Source organism: Hydrogenophaga sp., from assembly GCF_041913525.1.
Classification (GTDB): domain Bacteria; phylum Pseudomonadota; class Gammaproteobacteria; order Burkholderiales; family Burkholderiaceae_C; genus Hydrogenophaga.
On the sequence record NZ_JAYSFD010000004.1, the window covers coordinates 218,212 to 242,669 of the forward strand.

Below are 24,458 nucleotides of genomic sequence, written 5' to 3' on the forward strand. Positions count from 1 at the left end.
TTCTCATGCCAAGGCCCAATGCGAGCCCCGGCACCACCCCCAGACGAGAGGAGCCCGCCATGATTCACATCCGCCGATCCGACGCCCGAGGCCAAGCCGACCACGGCTGGCTCAAGAGCCAGCACTCGTTTTCCTTTGCCGAGTACTTTGACCCGCAATGGATGGGCTGGGGCAACCTGCGCGTGATCAACGAAGACCGCATCGCCCCCGGCACGGGCTTTGGCACCCACGGTCACCGCGACATGGAAATCATCAGCTACGTGTTGCAAGGCAACCTGGCCCACAAAGACAGCATGGGCAACGTGAAGGGCATTCCGCCCGGTGACGTGCAGCGCATGAGCGCCGGCAGCGGCGTGATGCACAGCGAGTTCAACCACGCGCCCAACAGCGAGACGCACTTTTTGCAAATCTGGATCGAGCCCAACGTGCGCGGCATTCCCCCGAGCTACGAGCAAAAGGGCTTTGCCGAGGCCGAGAAGCGCGGCCGCCTGCGCCTGGTGGCGTCGCCCAATGGTGCCGATGGATCGGTGACCATCCACGCCGACGCCGCGCTCTACGCCGGCTTGTTCGATGGCGCCGAGCGCGCCGAGCTGACCCTAGACCCGGCGCGCAAGGCCTATGTGCACCTGGTGCGCGGCGAACTGAGCGTGAACGGCCAGCGCCTGAAGGGCGGCGACGCCGCCGTGATGGCCGGCGAGCCCAAGGTGGAGCTGGCCGACGGCGCCGATGCCGAGGTGCTGGTGTTTGACCTCGCCGCTTGATCTTTACTTTTTTTCAACAACAACAGGAAACGCAAACATGGCAAACGTCGTTGTGGTTTACCACTCGGGTTATGGTCACACCCAGTTCATCGCCCAGGCGGTGGCGAAGGGCGCCGATGCGCAGCTGCTGCCCATCGACGCCGAGGGCAACCTGCCCGAAGGCGGCTGGGACACCCTGGCTGGCGCTGATGCCATCGTCTTCGGCACGCCCACCTACATGGGCGGCCCGAGCTGGCAGTTCAAGAAGTTTGCAGACGCCAGCTCCAAGCCTTGGTTCTCTCGCGCCTGGCAAGACAAGTTCTTCGCTGGCTTCTCGGTGAGCGCCAGCCTCAACGGCGACAAGGGCGCCACCCTGGCCTACCTGAACACCCTGGCCGCCCAGCACGGCGGGCTGTGGATCAGCCTGGGCATGCTGCCGTCCAACGCCAAGGCCGCCACCCGCAACGACGTGAACAACCTGGGTGGCTCGGTGGGCCTGCTGGTGCAAGCCCCGTCTGATGCCGGCGCCGACGCCATTCCCCAGGGTGACGTGGACACCGCCCGCAAGTTCGGCGAGCGCGTGGCCGCCGTGGTGGGCAAGTTCAAGGGCTGATGGGTGAGTGCCTTGGGGCGCGTTGGTGCCCCAAGGTCACCAGCCAAGCGGGCCGGCCGGGGATTTTTCCCCCGCCGGCCCGCTTACCATTGGCGCCATGAAGATCATCACGCTGCTGCCCTGGGCCGACTGGCTGGCCGTTGCGGCCTTTTTTGGCCTGTGGTCGGGTTACGCCTGGTTCGCCAAGCGCCTGGGGCGCTACCGCCCTTCGTTGCTGCAGACCACCAACCGCTACCGCGGCTACTGGATGAAGCAAACCTGCGCGCGCGACCCGCGCATGCTTGACGGCATCATCGTGCAGAACCTCTCCAGCACGCCGTCGTTCTTTTGCTCCACCTCGATCCTGGTCATCGGCGGCTTGTTTGCCTTGTTGGGCACCACCGACAAGGCCTCTGAGCTGATGAGCGAAATTCCCTTTGCGCAGGCCACCACGCTGATCGTCTTCGAGTTCAAGATCCTGGTGCTCATCGCCATCTTCGTGTACTCGTTTTTCCGTTTCTCGTGGAGCATGAGGCAGTACACCTTTGTGGCGCTGGTGATCGGCTCCATGCCGCCGGCCACCTCGTTTGACCGGGGCGAGTTTGACCGCAAGGTGTTCGTGGACCGGGCCGCGGCCATGGTGAGTTCGGCGGCTGAGACCTTCAACGACGGGCTGCGCGCGTACTACTTTTCGTTTGCCTTGCTGGGCTGGTTTGTGTCGCCACTGACCATGGTGGTGGCCACCGTGATCGTGGTGGCGATTCTCTACAGCCGGGAGTTCCGCTCCGAGGTGCTGCGCATCCTGAAGGAATAGGGGGCCAGGTCCGCTGGACGGGCCGCCGCCCACGGGGGTGGCTTCTAAAATCGGCCCATGTTCATTCACCTGCGCCTGCACACCGAGTTCTCCGTCGTTGACGGCACCACCCGCATCGACGATGTGGTGGCCGCCGCGGCGGCCGATGGCCAGCCCGCCCTGGGCATCACCGACCTCAACAACCTGTTCGGCGCCATCAAGTTTTACAAGGCCGCGCGCGGCGCGGGCATCAAACCCGTGATCGGCGCCGAGGTGGTGCTGCAGGGCTTCAGCGAAGAAAGCACCAGCGCCACCCCGGGCTCGCACCAGCCGCCTCTGCCGCGCGTGTTGCTGCTGGTTCAAGACCGCCAGGGCTACCTCAACCTGTGCGAGCTGCTGGCCCGGGCCTGGACGCGCAATACCCTGCGCGACCAGGCGGTGGTGCAGCGCGACTGGCTGCAAGAACTCAACGCCGGGCTGATCTGCCTCTCGGGCGCACACACAGGCCCAGTGGGCCAGCCCCTGATGGCGGGCGATGCCCAGCGCGCGGCCGACATGGCGCTGCAACTGGGCTCGATCTTTCCGCACCGCTTCTACCTGGAGCTGCAGCGCGCCGGCCGCGCCGACGACGAGCGCCACGTGAGCGCGGCCGTGAAGCTGGCGGCCCGCCTGCACCTGCCGGTGGTGGCCACGCACCCCATCCAGTTCCTGGAACCCGACGACTACGAGTCGCACGAGGCGCGGGTGTGCATCGCCGAGGGCGAGATCCTGGCCAACAACCGGCGCGTGCGCCGTTTCACCCGCGAGCAGTACTTCAAGAGCGCGGCCGACATGGCCGAGCTGTTCCGCGACATTCCCTCGGCCGTGGCCAACACGGTGGAGATCGCGCGGCGCTGCAACCTCACCTTGGTGCTGGGCAAGCCGCAGTTGCCCAACTTCCCGATTCCGCCGGTCAACGGCGTGGTGATGTCGGTGGAGGAGTACTTCCGCCACGTCTCGCACGAAGGCCTGGAAGGGCGCCTGAAGCACCTGTTCCCCGACGAGGCCGAGCGTGAGCGCCAGCGCCCGCGCTACGTGGAGCGACTGGAGTTCGAGCTGAACACCATCTTGAAGATGGGGTTCCCGGGCTACTTCCTCATCGTGTCGGACTTCATCAAGTGGGCCAAGGAAAACGGCTGCCCGGTGGGCCCGGGTCGCGGCTCGGGCGCCGGCTCGCTGGTGGCCTATGCGCTGCTCATCACCGACCTGGACCCACTGCAGTACAACCTGCTGTTCGAGCGCTTCCTGAACCCGGAGCGGGTGTCCATGCCCGACTTCGACATCGATTTCTGCCAGAGCAATCGCGACCGCGTGATCGACTACGTGAAGGACCGCTATGGCAAGGACGCGGTGAGCCAGATCGCCACCTTCGGCACCATGGCCGCGCGCGCGGCCATCCGCGACGTGGGGCGCGTGCTCGACTTCGCCTATGGCTTCTGCGACGGCATCTCCAAGCTCATCCCCAACAAGCCGGGCATGAGCGTGACGCTGCAGTACCCGCCCAATCCGCCCAAGGACGGCGACAAGAACAACTACGCCATCGCCATGGAGCCCATCCTGGCCGAGCGCATCCAGAAGGAAGAGGACGTCAAGACGCTGATCGAGCTGGCGCAGAAGCTCGAAGGCATGACGCGCAACATCGGCATGCACGCCGGTGGCGTGCTGATTGCCCCGGGCAAGCTGACCGACTTCTGCCCGCTCTACATGCAGCCAGGCAGCGAATCGGCCGTGAGCCAGTACGACAAGGACGATGTGGAGGCCATTGGCCTGGTGAAGTTCGACTTTTTGGGCCTGGCCACGCTCACCATCCTGGAGATCGCGCGCGAGTTCATCATGAAGCGCCACAAGGGCCAGGAGAACTTCGCGTACGAGAACGTGCCGCTGGACGACCCCAAGGTCTATGCGCTGTTCTCCAAGGGCCAGACCGAGGCCGTGTTCCAGTTTGAAAGCCGCGGCATGCAGGGCATGTTGCGCGACGCCAAGCCCTCGCGCCTGGAAGACCTGATCGCCCTGAACGCGCTCTACCGCCCGGGCCCCATGGACCTGATCCCCACCTTCGTGGCCCGCAAGCACGGGCGCGAGGTGGTGGAGTACCCGCACCCGCTCACCGAGCCGGTGCTGGCCGAGACCTACGGCATCATGGTCTATCAAGAGCAGGTGATGCAGACCGCCCAGGTGCTGGGGGGCTACTCGCTCGGTGGCGCCGACATGCTGCGCCGGGCCATGGGCAAAAAGAAGCCCGAGGAGATGGCTGAGCACCGCATCATCTTCCGCAAGGGCGCAGCCGAGAAGGGCATCAGCGAAGAGAAGGCCGACGAGGTTTTCGACCTGATGGAGAAGTTCGCCGGCTACGGCTTCAACAAGTCGCACGCCGCCGCCTACTCGCTCCTGGCCTACCACACGGCCTGGCTCAAGGTGCACTACACGGCCGAGTTCTTCTGCGCCAACATGACCGTGGAAATGGACAACACCGACAAGCTCAAGGTGTTGTGGGAAGACGCGCTGAAGATGGGCCTGAGCTTCGAGGCGCCCGACGTGAACCGGGGCTTCTACCGCTTTGAGCCTGTCACCGACAAGGTGATCCGCTACGGCCTGGGCGCGGTCAAGGGCACTGGCCAGCTCGCCATTGAGGCCATCGTGGCCGCGCGCGAAGGCCGGGGCGAGGGCCCCAACGGCCAGGAGAGCGGACCCTTCACCAGCCTGTTCAATTTCTGCCTGCGGGTGGACCGCAGCCGCATCAACAAGCGCACGGTGGAGGCCCTCATCAAGGCCGGCGCCTTCGACAGCCTCAACCTCAACCGCGCCGAGTTGCTGGCCTCGCTTGACCTGGCCTTTGAATACGCCGCCACCACCCAGGCCAACGCCAACCAGGGCGGCCTGTTCGACATGTTCGACGACGGCCACGGCTCCAGCACGCAAGAGCCGCCGCTGGTGGCCACCACGCCCTGGGGCGTGAAAGAGCGCCTGACGCACGAGAAGAGCGCCATCGGCTTCTACTTCTCGGGCCACCTGTTCGACGAGGTGGAGCGCGAGGTGCGGCGCTTTGCGCGCACGCCGCTGGCCAACGTGACCGAAAGCCGCGACCCGGTGGTGCTGGCCGGCATCGTGTCGGACTTCCGCGTCATCAACGGCCAGCGCGGCAAGCTCGCCTTCTTCAAGCTGGACGACAAGACCGGCGTGCTGGAGGTGAGCGCGGACGAGAACCTCATCAACGCCCACCGCGCCATCTTGAAAGACGACGAACTGCTGGTGGTGCAGGCGGTGGTGCAGCCCGACCGCTTCTCGGGCGGCCTGCGCTTGAAGATCCAGCACATCTGGGACCTGGGCTCGGCCCGTTGCCGTTTTGGCAAGTACCTGCGCGTGGCCGTGAATGGCCATGCGCCCGACATCGCCCAACTCGTCAAGACCTATGCCCCGGTGCGCGAGCAGACCGAGCAAGGCGAGTTGGTGCGTGGCTTGCCGGTGCGCCTGTCGGTGCTGCGGCCCGGCGCGCAGTGCGAAATTCAGCTGGACGATCGCTCGCTGTTCTTCCCCTCGGACGCGGCGCTGGCGAGCTGGATGGCGCAGGCCCACGAGCAAAAGGCCGAGATCGTGTTCGATTGACCCCCCCCTGCGCCGCTGCGCGGCTTCCCCCCGAGGGGGACGCCACCTGGCGGCCCGGCGGAGCCGGTTCCGCGGTGGCCACTGGGTTAGGGGTGGCGCGCCGGAGACAGGGTTGGGTTTTCGCTGCGTGCGGCAGGCGTGCCTGCCGGCTCAGTCCAGCGGGCGCAGGCCGATCACCAGAGACGAGGGCACGCGGCCGTCGGTGTCGCGGGGCAGGGTGGCGGTGCGGTCGATGGCGCGCAGCACGGCGTCGTCCCACGCGGGGTTGCCGCTGCTCTTGGTGATGCGCCGTGAGGTAATGGTGCCGTCGGGCAGGGTGCGCACCTCGACCTCGGCGCGCGGGTTGCCGGGAGCGGATTCGGTGAACACGATGTTGGGCTTGATGCGCGCGGCCACCTTGGCGCCGTAACCCGGCGTGGGGCCGCTGGACTGTTGGGCCGTGCCGGTGCTGGTGGCGCTGCCGGTGGCGCCGGCCTGGCCCATCATGCGCTTGAGCTGGTCTTGGCGCAGCTGTTCCTTCAGCTGGGCTTCGCGCTTTTCGTCGGCGGCTTTTTTCTCGCGCTCGCGCTTTTCCTCGGCCAGTTTCTTCTCGCGTTCGCGTTTCTCTTCCGCGAGTTTTTTCTCTCGTTCTTTCTCGGCCTTTTCCGCTTTCTCGGCCGCGAGCTTCTTCTCGCGCTCGCGCTTTTCCTCGGCCAGCTTTTTCTCGCGCTCTTTTTCCTTGCGTGCGGCTTCCTCGCGCGCTTTCTTTTCTGCCTCGGCCTTTTCTTTGGCCTTGGCCATGGCGATATCGGCCTGGCTGGGCGCGGGGGGTGGTGGCGGCGGTGCCTTCACCACCGGCTTGGGCTCGGGCGCGGGGGCTGGCTTGGGTTCGGGTTGCGGCTCCGGGGGCGGTGGGGGCGGGGGCTCCACCGCGCGCGGCGCCGCCTGCTGCGGCAGGCGCGACCAGAGCTCGGCCTCGACCGCGGGCATCTCGGCGTCTTGTTTCCACTGCACGCCCCAGGTCAGCGCGGCGATCAGCGCACCGTGCACCACCAGGGCCAGCGTGAGCGGGCGGCCCCAGCGGTCTTGCCGGGGCGGAGCGAATTCGGAACGGTCAGCGGCTGTCTGCATCGTGGCTCAACGGGCGGCCTGAACGGCCAGGCCCACGCGGGCAATGCCCTTGGCCTGCAGCTCGCCCATGACCTTCATCACCACGTCGTACTTGACGTTCTTGTCGGCGCTGATGATCACCGGCGTGCCGCCTTCGGTGCCGTCGGTTTGCAGTTGGCGCACGCGCGCCACCAGTTGCCCCATGGGCACGGCTGGCGTGTCGGCGCTGCTGTTGCCGGGGCGAACCTGAATCTGTTCGTCTTTGTCGATGATCACTTGCACGAAGGCATCGGGCTGGCGCGCGGCCTGGCCCACGCTGGGCAACGCGATCTGGCTCGGCGTGATGAGGGGAGCGGTCACCATGAAGATGATCAACAGCACCAACATCACGTCGATGAAGGGCACCATGTTGATCTCGTTGATGGTGCGGCGACCCCGGCCGCGGGCGGCGAGCTTGGCCATGTGTGCGCGCTCCGGTCAGCGGCCCGAGGGCGATTGCGAGCCCACGTTGCGCTGCAGGATGTTGGAGAACTCTTCCATGAAGGTCTCCATGCCGTTGGCCACGCGGTCGATGTCGTGGGCGAAGCGGTTGTAGCCGACCACCGCCGGAATGGCGGCAAACAGGCCGATGGCGGTGGCCACCAGCGCCTCGGCAATGCCGGGGGCCACGGTGGCCAGCGTCACCTGGGTGAGCGCGGCCAGGCCGGTGAAGGCGTGCATGATGCCCCACACCGTGCCGAACAGGCCCACGTACGGCGCCACCGAGCCCACCGTGCCCAGGAAAGACAGATTGGACTCCAGCACGTCGAGTTCACGCTGGAAGCTCGCCCGCATGGCGCGGCGCGCGCCGTCGAGCAGGGTGCCGCTGTCGGTGATGTGGCGCTCGCGCAGCTTCTGGAACTCGCGCATGCCGCTGGCGAAGATGCGCTCCATCGGCCCGCCGGTGCGAGCGGACTGGGCGGCGGCGGCGTACAGCTCGTTGAGGTTCTTGCCTGACCAGAAATCGCGCTCGAAGTCGTCGTTCAGCGCGCGCACGCGCTTGAGCGTGGAGAGCTTGCGGAAGATGGCGGCCCAGCTGATCACGGACATGGTGACCAGCAGGGCCACCACGGCCTGGACAACCCAACTGGCGTTGAGCATCAGTTGGACGATGGAGAAGTCGTGGCTCATGGCGATGGGAGGAAAAAACCGGTCGAAGGTTCAGGCGGCGTGGCCGGCCAGGGCGTCGAGCACCTCGGCCGGAATGCGTTGGGGGCGAAAGGTCTGAGCGTCGATCCAGCCGATGCGGATGCTGCCTTCGCACAGCAGTTCACCGTCTGGGCCGGGGCCTCGGCGCGCGGTCTGGGCGATTGTCATCGACGCACGGCCGGCTTCGACGACCTGGGCTGTCACCAGAAGTAAATCGTCCAGGCGCGAGGGCCGGTGGTAGCGCAGCTCGGTGCCACTGACCACGAACATGCCCCCCGTGCGCTCGCGCAAGGCCTGCTGTTCCACGCCCAGCGAGCGCAGCCACTCGGTGCGGGCGCGCTCGAAGAACTTGAGGTAGTTGGCGTAGAAGACGATGCCGCCGGCATCGGTGTCTTCCCAGTACACCCGCACCGGCCAAGTGAAGGGCACGGTCACAGCGCGGCCTCCAGGCGGGCGATGGCCTCGCGCAGCTGTTCCATCGAGTTGGCGGTGGAGAAGCGCAGGTAACGCCCTGGTTCGGCCTGGGCAAAGTCGCGCCCTGGCGTGGCGGCAATCTGGCAGCGCTTCATCAGCTCAAAGGCCAGCGCCCAGCTGCCGCCCTGGTCGGGGCGATCGCCTTGCGGCGGGATACCCCAGCGCTGGCAGAGCTGGGTGACGTCGGCCCAGGCGTAGAAGGCGCCATCGGGCATCACGGGCACGCAGAGGCCCAGGCGATTGAGTTCGGGGATGAAGGCGTCGCGTCGGGCCTTGAAGGCGGCACGACGCCGCTCGTACTCGGCCAGGCTGTCGGGGTGGAAGCAGGCCAGGGCCGCGTGCTGGGCGATGGTGCTGGCGCAGATGAACAGGTTTTGCGCCAGGCGCTCCACCGCGCCCACCAGGGCAGGGGGCAGCACCAGCCAGCCCAGGCGCCAGCCGGTCATGTTGAAGTACTTGCTGAAGCTGTTGACGCTTACCACCTCGTCGCCCAGGCCATCGGGCAGGCCCAGGGCGCTGTGGCCAAAGGCGTCTTCATAGCTCAGGCCCAGGTAGATCTCGTCCACCAGCGTCACGCCACCACGCTCGCGCACGTGGGAGGCAATGTGCGCAAGTTCCTCGCGCGCAATCGAGGTGCCGGTGGGGTTGGAGGGAGAGGCCAGCAGCACGCCGCGCGTGGCGGCGGTCCAGTGCTCGCGCACCTGATCGGCGCTGAGCTGAAAGCGTTGCTCGGGCCCTGCGGGAATCATCACCGCTCGGCCTTCGGCCGCCTGCACGAACTGGCGGTTGCACGGGTAGCTCGGGTCCGGCATGAGCACCTCGTCACCGGCCTCGATGAGCGCCAGGCAGGCCAGTTGCAGCGCCGCCGATGCCCCGGCCGTGATGGCGATGCGCGCCGGGTCGATGTTGACCCCGAAGCGCTGGGCGTACCAGCCGCTGATGGCTTCGCGCAGCGCGGGCAGCCCCAGGGCCGGGGTGTACTGGCTGCGCCCGTCGCGGATGGCGCGCTCGGCGGCCTCTTGCACCAGGGGTGGCGCGGTGAAATCGGGCTCGCCGATGTTCAGGTAGATCATGGGCCGGCCGTTCGGGCCTGCCTGGTGGGCCATGGCCTCGGCGGCCTTGGCCAGTTCCATCACGTAAAACGGGTCGACGCGCTGCGCGCGCTGGGCAATGCGCATGGCGCCGTCAGCCCTTGCGGTGGTTGGGCTTGCTGGCGCCAGCGGCCACTTCCACCGGGCGCAGCTGCGCGGCCAGGGGGTGCAACACACCGTTGACGAACTTGTGCCCGTCGGTGCCGCCAAAGCTCTTGGCCAATTCGATGCACTCATTGAGCACCACGCGCCACGGCACGTCCAGGCAGTGCTGGAACTCGTAGGCGCCGATCCACAGCACACCGCGCTCAATGGGGGAAATTTCTGCCAGGGGGCGGTCCAGGCGCGGGGTGATGAGCGCATCCAGCGCGTTGCCCTCGCGGATGCAGCCATGCACCAGCGCGTCAAAGTGCACGCTGTCGCATTTGTGGAAGCCAGAGAGGTCTCGGGTGAAGGCGTCGATGTCGGACGCCTCGTTCTTGCCGACCAGGTGCTGGTAGAGCGCCTGCAGGGCGAATTCTCGGGCGCGGGTGCGCGCCGATTTTTCAGTGGCCTTGCGCTTGATGGGCAGGCCGTTGTCGGACTCGGGGGTCTGGGTCATGGTCAGCCGATCTGTTGGAGCACCTGGGCCATCTCCACCGCCACGGTGGCCGCGTCACGGCCCTTGTCGGTCTGGCGGGCGATGGCCTGTGCCTCGTTTTCCACCGTGAGGATGGCGTTGGCAATGGGAATCTGGTGGTCGAGCGACACGCGCGTCACGCCGGCGCCCGACTCATTGGCCACCAACTCGAAGTGGTAGGTCTCGCCGCGGATGATGCAGCCCAGCGCCACCAGGGCGTCGAACTGGTCGCGCTCGGCCATGGCCTGCAGGGCCACGGGCACTTCCAACGCGCCGGGCACGGTCACGTGCACGATGTTCTTCTCTTGCACGCCCAGGCGCAGCAGTTCTTCTCGGCAGGCCTGGAAGAGGGTGTTGGTGATGGGCTCGTTGAAGCGGGCCTGAACGATGCCGATGGTCAGCTTCTTGCCATCGAGAGGGCCGCTTGTGCCTTTGTCTGCACCAAACATGGTGATGTCCGTTTCTGTGTGGGGGATCAGGGTTGGCGGCTGATGAAGCCGGTGACTTCCAGGCCGTAGCCGACCATGCTGGGCATGCGGCGGGCCTGGCTCATGAGCTGCATCTTCTGCACGCCGCAGTCGCGCAAGATTTGGGCGCCCACGCCATAGGTGCGCAGGTCCATGCGGCCGCGCTCAGGCGCTTGTGCCGAGCGCGCGGTGCCTTCGAACTGGGCCAGCAGCTGGTCTGCCGATTCGCCGCAGTTCAGCAACACGGCCACGCCACGGCCGGCATCGGCGATGTGGCGCAGGCTGGCCTCCAGGCTCCAGCTGTGCATGGAGCGGCCCACTTCCAGGGCGTCCAGCACCGACAGGGGCTCGTGCACGCGAACTGGCACCGCGTCTTGTGCCGTCCACTCGCCTTTGACGAGCGCCAGGTGCAGGGCACCGCTGGGCTGGTCTCGGTAGGCATGGGCGGTAAAGGCGCCGAAGGCGGTGTTCAGCGCGCGGGTGCCCACCTTCTGCACCAGGCTTTCGGTGCGGCTGCGGTAGTGGATGAGGTCGGCGATGGTGCCGATCTTCAGGCCGTGTTCGGCGGCGAACACCTGCAGGTCGGGCAGGCGGGCCATGGTGCCGTCGTCCTTCATGATCTCGCAGATCACGGCGGCGGGGGTGCAGCCGGCCATGGCGGCCAGGTCGCAGCCGGCTTCGGTGTGGCCGGCGCGCATGAGCACACCGCCTTCCACGGCTTGCAGCGGGAAGATGTGACCGGGCTGCACCAGGTCTTCGGCCTTGGCGTCGGGTGCCACGGCGGCCTGCACGGTGCGGGCGCGGTCGGCGGCGGAGATGCCGGTGGTCACACCTTCGGCCGCCTCAATCGACACGGTAAAGGCCGTGCCCATCTTGGTGCCGTTGCGCGGCACCATGGGCGGCAGCTTCAGGCGCTCACAGCGGTCTTTGGTGAGCGTCAGGCAAATCAGGCCTCGGCCGAAGCGGGCCATGAAGTTGATGGCCTCGGGCGTGACGTGGTCGGCGGCCAGCACCAGGTCGCCTTCGTTTTCGCGGTCTTCTTCGTCCACCAGGATGACGATCTTCCCGGCACGCATGTCGGCAACGATGTCCTCCACAGGGGAGATGGCCACCGGGGCCAGGGCTTGGGGCGCGTTCATGCGGGTTCCTTGTTGGGGTTGAGGCCGGCGCTGAGCATGCGCTCGACATAGCGCGCGACGGTGTCGATTTCGAGGTTCACCGTGCTGCCTGCGCTGAGGTCGCCCAGCGAGGTGTTCTCCACGGTGTGGGGAATGAGGTTGATGCTGACCTCGCAGCCTTCGGCGTGGTCGGCGACGCGGTTGATGGTGAGGCTCACGCCGTTGATGGTGATGGAGCCTTTGTACGCGAGGTACTTGCCCAGTTCGCGAGGTGCCATCACCCGCAGCTCCCAGCTCTCACCCACCGGGGCGAAATGGCTGACGCGGCCGATGCCATCCACGTGGCCCGAGACAATGTGGCCACCCAGGCGATCATTGGCGCGCAGCGCCTTTTCCAGATTGACGCGAGCGCCCGCGGCGCCCAGGCCCGTGGTGCGTGCCAAGGATTCGGCGGAAATGTCGATGGTGAAGCGTTGCTGGGGAAGGTCGAGTGAGGTCACTGTCATGCAGGCCCCATTGAGGGCGATGCTGTCGCCCAGACCGACGTCGTCGAGATATCCAGGCGGCGTCTCGATGGTGAGCCGCTTGCCATGGTCCAAAGAACTGCCCAGCGCATGGAGGTCGACGATGCGCCCCACGCCGGTGATGATGCCGGTAAACATCCGGCTATTTTCGCAGGGTTTCGCCACCGTGCCGGCGACGGGGCAGAACCACGTGACGCAAGCGGGTCTTCAGCGTCGCCAGCAGTCGGGCTGGCTGGCGGCTTGCAGGCCAGTGTGGCTGAGGCTAAAGACGCCACAGCGGTCATTGAGTTGCGCCGCCGCGGGCGTGGCCGTGATGGTGTAGCTGTTTCGGTCAGGGGTGCGCAGCCGAAGGGTGTACGCGCCGTTCTCGGTTTGTTGCAACGGCACTGGCAGGGCGACGGCTTGGCCGGCAGCGTTTTGGTCGTAGCGGTGGTTTTCCGCGTAGAAACGCTCCATGAATTGGGCGGCGCTGTAGAGCTTGGCCTGGGCGCTCAGGCGGCGGCCCTTGGCCACCTGCTCGCGGTAACTCGGGAGGGCGATACTGGCGAGGATCGCCGCGATCGCCACCGCCAACATGGCCTCGATCAGCGTGAAGCCGCGGAGGCGGCGGGGCTTGGTTCGGTCCATGTGAAAGTGAGTTCGCGCCAGTTGTAGCGACCGGAGACGCCGATGGCACGGCGCGCCCCGGTGGGGATGGTGGAGGCATCGGCGCCCAGGAAGCGGGAGATGTTGTCTGGGCGGGTGATGGTGCTTGCGTCCCGGTAACGCAGTTGGATGCTTTTGTCTGTGATGGGCACCAGCGCCGTGCTGCCGTCGGCGAACAGCAAGGTCAGCAGACCGTCGGTGCTGGTGAGCCGAACGCCGACGAGGTTTCGCACGCTGCCTGGCATGCCTGTCCCCACCGATCCCGTGGGATCGCCCGACCCTTGCGGGGTAGAGCCAGGTTTGCTTTGGCTGGTTGTGTCGAGGGCGGGGTCTGGGCGCCAATTGCGTGAGCCGAAGCAGCCGTTGCCGGCCTGGTGCCAGAACATGGTGTATTCGGCCAAGACCCACTTGTCGCGATCGGCGGCCTTCACCCGCCAGCCATAGCGCGGGTCTTGTTGGGATTTGGCGTCTTGGGCGTTGGGCTCAAGGGCGCTGGCCGGGGTGTCGTGTCGGATGAACTGCAGGGTGAGGGCGCCGTTGTAAATGCTCCCCAGTGGGCCGGGCTGGACGCTCGGGCCAGACTTGACGCAGCCGGTCTCGGTCGGCATCAGGCCAGCCCTGATCGCGCCACCGTCCTGCCACCAGTCCTTGGCCGAAAACGCATCTGGCGGCAGGCGCCAGACCAATGGCTCCACGCCGGCCCGGGTGAAGGTTGGCAGGCTGTCGATGAACTGTGTGTCGGCGGCGCTGGCTTGTCCCTGGAATTCCTTCACCGAGACGAACGGGCCATTGGCCACCGACAGGTAGCTGGCCGGGTTGAGGTAGGCGTTGAGGACCAGCACCTTGAACGGGGTGCCGACCGCGATGGCCTTGCCCAGGTTGAAGGCACTGTCGCTGGGGTTGTTGAAGTTGATGCCGACCACGTTGTAGCGATCGTCGTACTCGTGCTGGTGCTTTTGGCTGCCGTAGGACTTTCCCGCCTTGTAGTGGAGGTCTACGTCGAAATGGCCACCGCTGATGCCGCCCTCGGTGGGCGTGGATGCCGTGGGGGTGTTGGCGGTGATGCTCAGTTCCGGGTTCTGGTTCAGGTACGTCCGACCGAGCCGGCCAGCGTCGGCCAGCACCGGTTGCGACACCACGCCATTGCCCACCCATTGGCTGGAGATTACATGTCCCTCGATGTTGTCCGATGCGTTCACCGACCCATCGGCATTCGTGTCCCATACCGGTCGAGGAGGCGCGGCGCCAGTGAGCGATTGGACCTGGTTGACCCAGTTCACGCCAGGTGCGGCACCGGGGTCGCTCTTCTGACTGGGGTTGGTGCTGCTGAAGGTGATCAGGCCGTCGGTGAGAAGCGGACCGCTGCCCACCAGGCGCTCGCCTGGCGGCAGCGAGAGGCGCCAGCCCATGTGCTGGGGCATTGACACGGTGAAAGTGTCCCAGTTGGGTTGGTGGGCGCTCAGGTGACGCCATCGATCGCTCTCGGTGGTGGGCGCGAGCTCGGTGATGGTCTGGTCCAGCCAGGTGGTGTGGGTCGCGGGGGCGCCGTCCCACAGTCCATAGACGCTGTGCGCCCGCCTGTCGTCCAGGTCGGCAGGGGTCAGCGTGCGGCCGGTGCCGAACACCACCATCTGGCCCCCCTGTGGGTGTGGCGTGACGACTGGGGCGGTGGTGATCGCCATGCCATCCGGGTCGGTGAAGAGCAAGGTCGGGCGGGTGCTGCCCAGCGGCAAGGTGCGAAGGTCAAATCGCCACAGCTGCCCGAACAGGTCTCCTGCATAGGCCCAATCCGCCGTGCCATCGCCCGTGCTGTCCACCAGGGTGGGCGTGGACAGCCCGTTGGGGGTGTTGGCGCTGCCGCTCAGCGTGGGCCATTCGGCGATCAGCGCGCCGGTGATGGCATGGACCACGAACAGAGACGCCTGTTGGTTGCCCGCATTGAAATAGCCGTTGCCCACCACGACGGCCGGCGTGCGTTCGGTGTTCTGCAGCCGGGTGAACTGCGGCATGGCATGGGTCTCGCCCAGATTGGCAAAGCCTGGCGTCAGGGGGGTGATCTCCCAAAGCACTGACTTGGCCGCCTCTGAGGGGGCAGTGGCCTCCGCAAGCCCCACATCCAGGGCGAACAGCCCCGCTCCGCCAGCGCCCAGCCCGCCCACCAGCAGCGTGCGGCTGCCGCCCGGTTCTAGCACCTCGGTCATGGCCAAGGGGCCGTCCACCCTGGGGGCGGCGGCTTGGCTGGCTTGGGTCAGTGAGGCCATCTTGGGCATCAGCATGGAGGGCACGTAGGCGAACCGCTCCTGGCCATTGGTGGCGTCAAGGGCGTGCAACATGCCGTCGCTGGCGCCGAAGTACAGTCGCTGCCGACCGTCGCGGTGTCGCCAGTGCACCAGTGAGCTGTGGACCACGGCGCCCAGCAGCTCCGCTCTGGGGCGAAATGGGCCGCTGGGCGCTTCGAGGCTCCGGTCGCCCCGCAGATAGCGCAGAACCCGAGGCCCGAGAACCCCGTCGCCCAAAGCGGCTTGCTGGCTTGGCGCGAGGGTGTCCCAGGTGAACGGTGTGCCCTCGCCCGTGGGCAGACGAGTGAAGATCCGGCGGCCCAGCTGAGGATCTTGCTTTTCGATGGCGATGCTGGCCCTGGGGTCTGGCCAGGGGGAGGTATCCAGGATGTTGCCTTGGGCATCAAGCCGTTTGGCCACCACGCCTCCATAGCCCCAGGTGCCAATGAATCGAGGAAGGAAGATCGACTCCTGGCCGCTGTCCAGCACGTGCTGGCTCAAGGCCGGGCGTGAAGTCCAGCCCACCGTCCATACGGTCGTCGCGGTCGCCGTGGTCTGGCTCCACGTCACCGACGAAGAAGGCATGCAGACCAGCGCCGCGATGGCCGAGAGGGTGATCAGGTGCTTCATGGTGCTTCAGATGGCCGGTTGGCAGACACCGGTTCGCCGTCGGTACTGCGCTTGCAAGGTGACGAACGATCGAGCAGAGAGCCCGTTGGCTCGCACCGTGATGAGGTACCTGGCCACACAGGGCGCACCCGGCCCCATGGGCGTGACGCTTCCCTGGTACTCGATCAGGTATCGAGGGGACGCCGCCAGTGCCATCGTGGCGACCGCATCGGTCGGCGGTGAATAGGCTTGGGTGATGGTGGACTCTGGTAGCCAGGCGCTGGCCGGCAGTCCTCGCCAAGCCTCAGCCGCAGGAGAAGAGCGGCAGATGCCCTTCGTGCAGACGGCAGGAAAGCTCGACTCGAGCAACGGTGAAAAAAGAGCACCTTGATTGCCCTCGATCAGTGACTCCGCATGGCGCAAGGCCGCTTCTGCTGCCTGAAACGCCACTTGCCTGTCTCGTTCCTGATACGCCAGTTGTTCCTCAAGGCCGACTGCCTGCAACATGGCAAAACTCAACGCGCTCAAGAGCAGCATCAAGGCCAGTCCCCAGACCATGACGGATCCCGCCTGGTGTTTGGCGAATCGCGCGATCCTTTTCATGAGCGGCTTTGCCTCACGGATACCGTGGCCGTGAACGCACGGCGAAGGCGTCGATCACTTGGAGTCACGAGCCGCCCGTCTGCGTCTTCATAGGGTTGCGGGCTCTCCGTCAGCCCGTCTTCGCCAGACTGCAGGCGCAGGTACACGCGAACACTGACCACATTGGCCCAGTTCGGCACCGCGGCAGGAGCCAATTGCTGCTCGGCGTTTCCGTCCCCGTCGTTGTCCAGGCCCAGCGTGAAGCGCAGGTCTTCTACCGATGGGACCAAGGGTTGGGTCGTGCCCAGTGCCGTGCATTGCAAAGAGGCCTGTCCCAGGCGCCATTGCTCGGTTTGGATGCTGGTCGCCTTCGACGAAACGCCCAGGCAGTTGGTTTGCGTGCCGTCGCTCAAGCCCCAGTACCGCAGACGGAGGGTGGAGGCCGAAGCGGTGCCGCTGCCACCAGGTCCGATCACCGCGCCTTCATGGAACGTGTCGTCGGCCGCGAAAGGGGCGCTTTCTGGGGTGCTGTCGTTCGGTCGAAAGCCTGCTTGGCGGATGGAACGCCCCAGGGCGAACAGCGCAAAACGGCCAGCGTCTTCCATGCGACTGAGTTCTTCCTGGACGCGGGCATTCAAGCGCTGGCGTGAAACGCCTTCGCTGATGCCCATCACCAGGAGCAGGCCGATGGCCAGACCCACCAACATTTCGATTGGGCCGAAGCCGGCCTGCGTGGACAGTGGGCGCATGCGATTCAAAGATTGGAGACCAAGCTGACGCTGGCGACTTGGCTCGAACCTGAGCCGGCAGGGGTGACAGTCCATTGCAGCAACACCTGTGCACGACCCTGTGGCGACACAGTGATCGCCGCCATGCCGGAGGGCAGTCGGGTCTGCAGTTGCGCCAACCAGGCGCCAAGTTCGCGCGTGGCCATGTCGGTGGAGTCGGGGGCCGGCGCCGGCGCCATCAGATCGCGGTTGAAAGCGCCCTGGCGGGCCAGCGGGGCTTGCGCGCGCATGCGCTCCATCATGTCGCTCGCCAATTGGGTGGCGACGGATTCGAGCGATAACAAGCCGCGCGCCCGTAACGCCGCCAGGTTGGCGGCACTCAAACCCAGGATGCCGACGCCCACGATCAGCAGCGTCAGCAGCACTTCGATGAGGGAGTAGCCCATTGCCTTCGACGGGGCCAGGGGTCGCCGGTTCAAGCGATTCACGATGGGGCTCAGCAAGTGGCTTGTTCGGGAAAGGTCATGGGGGCTGACACGGTCACTCGTCCGGTGGCGGCGATGACCACGTCGCGCCGGGAGTTGCCATCCAACAGGCAAAACGTGCCATTGCCCAGGCCTGTGCTGCCGATGGGGCGTCCGGTTGGGGTGAACGCCAGCCAGTCTCGGTAGGTGGCCGTGGGTTCGACGCGCACAGTCGGTCGGCCAGCCCCGATGCGCAGCAGGTGGTCGACGCCATCCAGCACACCAGGGCGATTGTTGCCGGTGTCGGCGTTGTCCAAGAAGGCAATCCAGCCCTGGTCCCAGCGCTCGCCATCGCAGTTGGGGCGTTCGCTGGTGAAACTCGTTGATCGGCAGACCGTTACCCGCGCGCCACGTCGGATGGCCTCGCTGCGGGCAAACAGCAGCAGTTGGCTCAGTTCATGGGCTTCAGACAAGGTTCTGTAGCGCGACAACAGACCCTGAAAGGGCGGGATCGCCAGTCCAAGGAGCACAACGGCCAGGGCCATGCCCATGATCAAGTCGATCGCGGAGAGGCCGGCTTGTGTGGCACGCAGACGCTGCCGCTTCGGGAGATGCGATGAAGCCATCCCCTGAGGGTAAGAAGTGGTTATTACATATGGCTAGTCAAGACGACAAGAGGCGCGATATCAGCATCGAAAGGTAATACTTAAATACGATTTTTCTGCGTCTTCAGCCTGGCCAGAATCCGCCAGTCGTCGCCCACCCGTTCCTGCGAATGGAATTGAAGCGGAAGCCCCTGAGAGACCCGCTCGAAAGGGCCAAGATTGGCGAGGTGCGCGCCTTGCCCCAGGATGACCGGGGCCAGGTAGAGCAATACCTCGTCCACCAGGCCCTCCCTCAGCAGCGAGCCGTTGAGCTTGTGGCCCGCTTCGATGTGAAGTTCGTTGATCTCTCGCTTGCCCAAGTCTTGCAGCAGCGCCTGCAGATCCACCTTGCTGGCGGCCCCAGGCCGAAGGATGAGTTCTGCGCCCGCCGCTCGTAGCGCGTCTTCCTTGGCCGGGTCTGACACCGCGTGGTAAATCCAGATGGCGCGCTTCTGCCCGCTCTTCAGTGCATGGAACAGCCGCGCGTGAGGCGGTGTTTCCAGCCGGCTGTCCACAATCACCAGGGCGGGCTGGCGCGGCGTCTCCACCAGCCGCACGTCCAGCACGGGGTCGTCCTCCAGCACTGTGCCAATGCCGGTGAGGATGGCGCCTGCACGCTTGCGCCAAGCGTGGCCGTCGGTCCTGGCGGCTTCGCCCGTGATCCACTGGCTTTGGCCATTCGGCAAGGCCGTGATGCCGTCGAGTGAGGCGGCCATCTTCATCCGCACCCAGGGGATGCCGCGTTCCATGCGACTCAGAAAGCCGATGTTGAGCTCGCGCACCGAGCGGGCCGCCTCGCTCTCGGGTGGCAACAACTGCACCTGGATGCCGGCCTGGCGCATGCGCGCAATGCCCTGGCCCGCCACGAGGGGGTTGGGATCCTCCAGGGCCACCGTGACACTGCCCACCTGAGCTTCAATGAGCGCATCGCAACAAGGGGGGGTTCGGCCGTGGTGGGCACAGGGCTCCAGGCTGACCCACACGTGTGCCCCTTTGAGGTCGAGTCCCTCTTTCCGGGCCTTGGCCAGGGCAGATGCTTCGGCGTGAGGCCCCCCGGCCTGCAGGGTGTTTCCCGTGACGACCTGGCCATTTCGCGTTTGGATCCGGCAGGCCACGCGCGGATTGGGTTCAGACAAGCCGATGGAGGCCTCGGCGAGGCCCAACCATTCGGCTTGGGCGGGAAGGGGTAGGGCGGAGTGCAGGTCAGTCAATTCGCTGGTAGCGGTACAGGGGTTTGCGGTTGGCGCGCACGTTCGGGGTGACGCGTTTGGGCGAAATGGGCGTGGCGCCCGGGCCGCCGATGATGAAGGGCACGGCGCGTTGGGAGTCACCATCGCCGATCACCACCACCCCGCCCACCGGAGACGGCGGAATGCCCTCCGATTCAAACACAGTGACCACAGGTGCGTCCGCGAGAGCAGAACCGGTCTGGAAGTCGATCTGGTAGGCCCGGCCTGTGCCCAGGTTGCTGCACTGGTTGGTGCCAGTGGCCTTGGCCTGGTAGGTGTTGAAGTAAGTCACGCCGCCCAGGGTCAGCGGGGTGGTCACGACTTGCTCGTATGGTGTAGTGGTGGTGGAGAGGTTGCGGAACCAGCCTCTCTTCCCTGTGAGGGCAGTGGCGGCCAAGCTGGTCGAGTTGGTGACGTTGAGCAGCGTGGATGGCTCCGAGCCGTTTGTGTCGTAGCCCACCACTGGCGTGATGGAACTGACTTCCGTGAAGTTGTCGCGAATGCCGTAGAAGCGGTTTTTCACGCGCGCGGCCAACGACTCTGCCGAGGGCTTCTCCCGGTCACCGGTGCCCACGAGCACGGTGGCCTGGTTGCCGATCACCACCACGTTGGCCGAGTACAGGAACTTGCGGCGTTCGCTTTCGGCGGAGCCGCTTCCCCACTGGCCGACCGTGGCGATCTTGAAGACCTTCCAGGCCTGGACGCTGGAGACACCGCCCACTTTGTACGAGGCGTAGGAGGCCGTTGGGTCGCTGGTGTTGATGCGCCAGATGTTGCCGCGGGTGTCAACGGCGTAGATGAGGTCGGTGTACCCGTCCCCGTTGACGTCCACGGGCGTCACGTCGGCGGTGAAGCGGCCGGCAGAGCTGTCCAGTTCGTTGGTGGCCACGCCGATGAAGCGGTTGTGGGTGCTGGCTTCGGAGGAAGAGGGGCCCGACTGGGCGTCCAAGACGACGATGCCCTTGCCCTTGGAGACGCTGTCGCAGGCGGTGAGCGATTCGTTGTCTTCACACGAGTGGTAGCCCGCACCAAACACCACCAAGGGCTTGGTGAAGCCCTTGACACGAATCGCCACAGGGGTCGACCAGCTCTCGCCCATGTTGCTGTTGGTCGAGTCGTTGTAGCGCCAGAGCAGGGTGGGTTGGCCTGTCGTGGTGGTGGCTGTCGTGCTTGGCTTCTTGGTCACGTCGAAGGCATAGACCCCGCTGCCGCCGCGTCGCATCGTCGGGTAAATCCAGAGTTTGGAGATGGTGTCGCCCGAGCGCTCCTGGTAGCCACCAATGGAGCCGTCGAAGAAATAGGTCTTCGGCGTGGGCGTCGGTGATTGGTCTAGGTCGACGTTGGGGTAGGAAATCAACGGGCTGTTGGTGCGAACCCGTTCGATGTTGGCAAAGTGCTCTGGCGCCACGAAGGCCCACAGTTCATTGCCGTCTGTGTTGGCCTGGTTGCCGTTGACGGCGCGCAGGGTGCCATCACCGGCCCCATAAAACACCACGACATCGTTGCTGCTGCTGGTGCCGTAGTTCACGGCCAGCGGACGCGAGTGCACGACCTCTCCGTGAACGGTCGGTCGCATGGCAGTGGCGGACATGCCGTACTGGATGTTTTCGGTAGAGCCAATGTTGCGGTCGCCCACGTTGACGCCTCGAATCCAGCTGGCCAGTGTGGCGTTGGCCGTGTTTTGTTCGGTGTTGGGGAAATTGGTCAGCGAGGAGCAGTTCGTGGCCGACGTGCAGGTTCGCATGTTTCGGTCTGATGGGGCCACCGAGCGCAGGCGTTGGCCTGCACCACCGCGTTCCACGATGGGGCCATCTGGCAAGTCCGAGTAGGGCTTGACCGTCACGCCTGCCACGGTGGCCGTGGTGCAGGCATTGGCCTCGTTGTAGCCCGTGACGTTCTCCCAATAGGCGTTGGAGTCAGTGCTCCAGTAGCTCACGGCGCACTGCTGGATGAAGCCGGTGTTGGCCTCATCTACCGCTTGCTCACCATCGCGACCCACCAGCTTGAGCAAGCCGTTGTCCAGGGCGAAGCGGTACTGCTTCAGGTTGCCGGCCCAGCGCTGCTGAGCCTGTCCATCAGGGCGGAAGACACCCATGAAGACTTGGTTCAGGAAGGTGCCCTGGGCGTTCACGCTCACCGGCAGCGATGCACTGGTGAACACGCTGTCCACCGCGGCAATTTGGCTAAGGGTGCGCTTGAGCGCTTCTATCAAGGCGTAAAGGTCGCCGCCAACGGCAAAGTAGCGACCACCGCCGTTGTCGGCGATGGACTTGAGCAGTGTGGCCTGGGTCGTTCGCTCACTGGCACTACCACTGCCATCCGGGTTGAAAACGTCAATCGTGAACGTCTTGACGTTTTGAATTCCCGGCACGTCGCTTACGTCTGTGTCACGCAGAAACTTTGCCCACTCGTCGGCAAAACGCACGTCGCTCTTGTCGGCGTTGAGCAATGGCTTGGGGTAAATCTGGGCGCCCGGGTTGTAGCCCAGGTTGGTCATCAGCGCATTGGTGGGCGGGGTGGCGTTGGTGTTGACCTGGTCCTCGGCGTTGGGGAACTTGTTGCCAATGAGGATGATGTAGTTGTTGCCGCAGGCGCCATCGGTGTCAATGGGTGAGCGGTAGGTGGTGCGGGCAGCGCCATCGGAGAAGGCCTGCTGGTCCTCCATGGCCGCATCCGACGCGGAGAACTTGGTGGAGTAGCGGGTAGGGCCGAAGGCCGTGGCCGACGTGGGGCTGCCCGCCGTGCCTGCGCGTGCCCCGGTCGGATTGGTCCATCCGCCGAAGTACTTGAAGGCTTCGAAGAAGGCCGAGCCATACTCGGCGCTGGAAGGCGCCTTGTAACTGGGTTCGTTGATGTTTTGGTCGATCCGTTCGAGTGACGAGCGCACACTAGCGCAATGCGTGCTGTCCAGATCGGCGACGCGCTGATGAATGTAGCCACCCGAGGCGCCGTTGGTGTTGGCCGTGCCGCCCTTGATCATCATGATGCCGGCGCGGAAGTTCAGGCGGTCGGTGTTGGTGTTGCAGGAGAGTTCATTGAGCACCAGCTTCAAGGCGCGCACTTCCACCTGGCCCTGGGTCAGGCTGCTGTCGGTGCCGAACACCGAGTCCACGTAGCTCCGGCAGGCGTTTGCGACGGTGGTGTCGGTGTAGGTGCTGCAGCGGTTGCGAACCGTGGTCTTGTTCCAGGCCTGGTTGTTGGCGGACCAGTTGGACGTGTTGTCCAGAAAGAAGAGCACGTTGGGTGCCGCCGCCCTGGCGTTGACGCCAGCGTAGATGTCGATGTCGGCCGACGAGGCGGGCAGGGCCAGGGTGGTCGCCAGCAACGCCGCGGCTAAAGGAAGGGGCTTTGTCGGGTGCATGGTTACCGTCCAGTTGGTCGTCAATCACAGTCGTCAAGGGCGTCGACACCGCGGCGCACCTCCACGCCTTGCCGAACCCTGATATTGGCCTCAAGCAGCTTTGGGTCGGCCACGGCAGCCTCTACCTCATAGAGGATGTTGGCGCAGAGTGAGTTGTCGTTAGGGGAGCCGGCGGCTGCAATGTCCACAATGGTCAGGGGGGTCGCCCCGCCGCCAAAACACACCGAGTCTTCGGCGGCCACGTATTGCACACCGCTGGCCTCCTTGATGAGTTCGGCGTTCTTGATGATCCGGCTGCGTTTGCATTCGAGGTTGGCCACCGTTACCACCATGGAGGTGGTGGCATCGTCGGTGCTCTTGTCGATGTTGCCCAGGTTCACCGCCACTTGTCTGCCAGTTCCGGTGAAGTTGTCATCCCACGTGCTCACTTCCGAGTTGAGCATGATGTCAAGCGCGTAGTTGGCGGACGACACGCCCTCGGTGCGCAGCTGCTCGTTGTTGACTACCAGGGTGTGGACGGTGGAGAGGCGATAGACCATCACGGTGATGAGCGTGATCAGCAGCAGCATGATCATGCCCACGAGCAAGTTGCCTCGCTGGGCGTGCGCAGGGCGCTGGCGGCGGTGGGAGGCAGACTGCTTCATGATTGGCGTTTGAGCGTCGGCGCCTCAAAGGGGATGAAGGTGTTGTAGACCCGGCGTTTGAGGTTGTCGGTGGTGCCTGGCTGGGTCTGGCGACTGGGGGAACTCGACAAGGCTTGGACACCCACCCGCAGGCCGATCACGTTGGTCCACTCCGCACCGGTCGGCGCTGGCTTGAATTCGTCGATGCTGCCGTCGGCGTTGCCGTCGATCCCGTAGCTGATTTGAAGGTCTTCAATGCCGTCCACCAACACCACCGGCGCCGGGTTGGTGCTGAGGCCGATTTCCTGGTAGCTGAGTTGGTTGTCAGCCGAGACGTAGTAAACGCGGCGGATGAGCTTGCGCCGCGGTGCCGTGCCTGCAGCGCTGCAGGTCTTGTTCTGCAGCGTGAACGTGCCAGACCCAGACCCTCCGGTGGCCAGTACAAAAGGGGTGGTGCCGTACTCCGTGCCGCACTCGCTGACTTGCAAGTAGGCAAAGTTGTTGCTCTCTGCCGCGCACCCGGTCTCGCCTACAGCGCAGGTGCTCACCCGCTGCACGAAGATCGCATCGGTGCCCGATTTTCGCGAAGCCAGGCAGGACGGCTTGGCGTCGGTGTCCAGCACGCCGAACACCGGCATGCCCAGCGAGTCGGTCCAGTCGGCAAGGGCGCTCGAGCAGAGTTTGCTGAGATCGAGCGTGTTCCCGGGAACCGCCACCAGCGTGCCGTAGAAACCGGTTAGGGCCAGTTCCCGTCCGAGCACGTCGGACGCGTAGCGGCCGTTCTCCATGACCTCGGCGCTCAGGTCGATTTCGCGACGGGCCGAGTTGCTGTTGATGAACACAGCCGTGAGCGCGGCCAGCAAGAGGAGGCTAACTGCCATGGCCACCATCAGTTCCACCAGCGTCAAGCCACGTTGGTGGTGCCGCCGGTGAGTGGTGGTTGGCTGTGCTTGCATG

23 protein-coding genes are annotated in these 24,458 nt (G+C 65.5%); 4 read left to right on the forward strand and 19 right to left on the reverse strand.

Annotated elements, in window-relative coordinates:
* Window positions 1–59 precede the first annotated feature (59 nt).
* The 4 genes from ACE3RQ_RS07835 (at window position 60) to dnaE (ending at window position 5,767) form a co-directional block, all read left to right on the forward strand.
* On the forward strand, window positions 60–761 hold the full coding sequence (locus ACE3RQ_RS07835; RefSeq protein ID WP_374521402.1) for a pirin family protein: 702 nt from the start codon (window positions 60–62) through the stop codon (window positions 759–761).
* A 37-nt stretch (window positions 762–798) separates the two neighbouring features.
* A complete protein-coding gene (locus ACE3RQ_RS07840; protein WP_374521403.1) occupies window positions 799–1,353 on the forward strand; it encodes a flavodoxin family protein in 555 nt (184 codons plus the stop codon).
* A gap of 97 nt (window positions 1,354–1,450) precedes the next feature.
* Window positions 1,451–2,146, forward strand: a complete 696-nt coding sequence (locus ACE3RQ_RS07845) for a DUF599 domain-containing protein (protein ID WP_374521404.1) — start codon at window positions 1,451–1,453, stop codon at window positions 2,144–2,146.
* Window positions 2,147–2,203: 57 nt separating this feature from the next.
* Window positions 2,204–5,767 (forward strand): DNA polymerase III subunit alpha, encoded by a 3,564-nt coding sequence (gene dnaE, locus ACE3RQ_RS07850; RefSeq protein ID WP_374521405.1) that lies wholly within the window; start codon window positions 2,204–2,206, stop codon window positions 5,765–5,767.
* Between the two features lie 150 nt (window positions 5,768–5,917).
* On the opposite strand, the gene tolA is transcribed toward dnaE, so the two are convergent.
* From tolA to ACE3RQ_RS07945, 19 genes are all read right to left on the reverse strand, one after another.
* Entirely contained in the window at window positions 5,918–6,877 is a 960-nt protein-coding gene (gene tolA / locus ACE3RQ_RS07855; RefSeq protein ID WP_374521406.1) for a cell envelope integrity protein TolA, read from the reverse strand.
* 6 nt (window positions 6,878–6,883) lie between these two features.
* Complete coding sequence (locus ACE3RQ_RS07860; RefSeq protein ID WP_374521407.1) at window positions 6,884–7,318, reverse strand: ExbD/TolR family protein; 435 nt, start codon at window positions 7,316–7,318, stop codon at window positions 6,884–6,886.
* A 15-nt stretch (window positions 7,319–7,333) separates the two neighbouring features.
* Window positions 7,334–8,026, reverse strand: coding sequence for a protein TolQ (gene tolQ / locus ACE3RQ_RS07865; protein WP_374521408.1), 693 nt, complete (start codon window positions 8,024–8,026; stop codon window positions 7,334–7,336).
* 30 nt (window positions 8,027–8,056) lie between these two features.
* On the reverse strand, window positions 8,057–8,473 hold the full coding sequence (gene ybgC, locus ACE3RQ_RS07870) for a tol-pal system-associated acyl-CoA thioesterase (protein ID WP_374521452.1): 417 nt from the start codon (window positions 8,471–8,473) through the stop codon (window positions 8,057–8,059).
* Between the two features lie 2 nt (window positions 8,474–8,475).
* Window positions 8,476–9,696 (reverse strand): pyridoxal phosphate-dependent aminotransferase, encoded by a 1,221-nt coding sequence (locus ACE3RQ_RS07875; RefSeq protein ID WP_374521409.1) that lies wholly within the window; start codon window positions 9,694–9,696, stop codon window positions 8,476–8,478.
* Between the two features lie 7 nt (window positions 9,697–9,703).
* Window positions 9,704–10,210 (reverse strand): transcription antitermination factor NusB, encoded by a 507-nt coding sequence (gene nusB, locus ACE3RQ_RS07880; protein WP_374521410.1) that lies wholly within the window; start codon window positions 10,208–10,210, stop codon window positions 9,704–9,706.
* 2 nt (window positions 10,211–10,212) lie between these two features.
* Window positions 10,213–10,677 carry a 6,7-dimethyl-8-ribityllumazine synthase gene (gene ribH / locus ACE3RQ_RS07885; protein WP_374521411.1) on the reverse strand — a complete coding sequence of 155 codons (465 nt, stop codon included), beginning with the start codon at window positions 10,675–10,677 and terminating at the stop codon, window positions 10,213–10,215.
* A 26-nt stretch (window positions 10,678–10,703) separates the two neighbouring features.
* Window positions 10,704–11,834: a bifunctional 3,4-dihydroxy-2-butanone-4-phosphate synthase/GTP cyclohydrolase II gene (gene ribBA / locus ACE3RQ_RS07890; RefSeq protein WP_374521412.1), complete on the reverse strand. Its 1,131-nt coding sequence runs from the start codon at window positions 11,832–11,834 to the stop codon at window positions 10,704–10,706.
* The gene (locus tag ACE3RQ_RS07895) at window positions 11,831–12,475 is read right to left on the reverse strand and encodes a riboflavin synthase (RefSeq protein WP_374521413.1); all 645 of its coding nucleotides are present in this window, start codon (window positions 12,473–12,475) and stop codon (window positions 11,831–11,833) included. Before ACE3RQ_RS07895 ends, ribBA begins: the two co-directional genes overlap by 4 nt.
* Before the next feature lie 69 nt (window positions 12,476–12,544).
* On the reverse strand, window positions 12,545–12,964 hold the full coding sequence (locus ACE3RQ_RS07900; protein WP_374521414.1) for a type IV pilin protein: 420 nt from the start codon (window positions 12,962–12,964) through the stop codon (window positions 12,545–12,547).
* A complete protein-coding gene (locus ACE3RQ_RS07905) occupies window positions 12,922–15,891 on the reverse strand; it encodes a pilus assembly protein (RefSeq protein ID WP_374521415.1) in 2,970 nt (989 codons plus the stop codon). The genes ACE3RQ_RS07900 and ACE3RQ_RS07905 overlap by 43 nt, the downstream gene beginning before the upstream one ends.
* A 6-nt stretch (window positions 15,892–15,897) precedes the next feature.
* On the reverse strand, window positions 15,898–16,473 hold the full coding sequence (locus ACE3RQ_RS07910; RefSeq protein WP_374521416.1) for a PilX N-terminal domain-containing pilus assembly protein: 576 nt from the start codon (window positions 16,471–16,473) through the stop codon (window positions 15,898–15,900).
* A complete protein-coding gene (locus ACE3RQ_RS07915; protein ID WP_374521417.1) occupies window positions 16,470–17,201 on the reverse strand; it encodes a PilW family protein in 732 nt (243 codons plus the stop codon). Before ACE3RQ_RS07915 ends, ACE3RQ_RS07910 begins: the two co-directional genes overlap by 4 nt.
* A 5-nt stretch (window positions 17,202–17,206) precedes the next feature.
* On the reverse strand, window positions 17,207–17,683 hold the full coding sequence (pilV, locus tag ACE3RQ_RS07920; protein ID WP_374521418.1) for a type IV pilus modification protein PilV: 477 nt from the start codon (window positions 17,681–17,683) through the stop codon (window positions 17,207–17,209).
* Window positions 17,677–18,189, reverse strand: a complete 513-nt coding sequence (locus ACE3RQ_RS07925; protein WP_374521419.1) for a GspH/FimT family pseudopilin — start codon at window positions 18,187–18,189, stop codon at window positions 17,677–17,679. The genes pilV and ACE3RQ_RS07925 overlap by 7 nt, the downstream gene beginning before the upstream one ends.
* A 161-nt stretch (window positions 18,190–18,350) precedes the next feature.
* Complete coding sequence (gene ribD, locus ACE3RQ_RS07930; protein WP_374521453.1) at window positions 18,351–19,490, reverse strand: bifunctional diaminohydroxyphosphoribosylaminopyrimidine deaminase/5-amino-6-(5-phosphoribosylamino)uracil reductase RibD; 1,140 nt, start codon at window positions 19,488–19,490, stop codon at window positions 18,351–18,353.
* A 1-nt stretch (window position 19,491) separates the two neighbouring features.
* Window positions 19,492–22,878, reverse strand: a complete 3,387-nt coding sequence (locus tag ACE3RQ_RS07935; RefSeq protein ID WP_374521420.1) for a pilus assembly protein — start codon at window positions 22,876–22,878, stop codon at window positions 19,492–19,494.
* 20 nt (window positions 22,879–22,898) lie between these two features.
* Entirely contained in the window at window positions 22,899–23,453 is a 555-nt protein-coding gene (locus tag ACE3RQ_RS07940; protein ID WP_374521421.1) for a hypothetical protein, read from the reverse strand.
* Window positions 23,454–23,518: 65 nt separating this feature from the next.
* A complete protein-coding gene (locus tag ACE3RQ_RS07945) occupies window positions 23,519–24,457 on the reverse strand; it encodes a PilW family protein (protein ID WP_374521422.1) in 939 nt (312 codons plus the stop codon).
* Window position 24,458 lies beyond the last annotated feature (1 nt).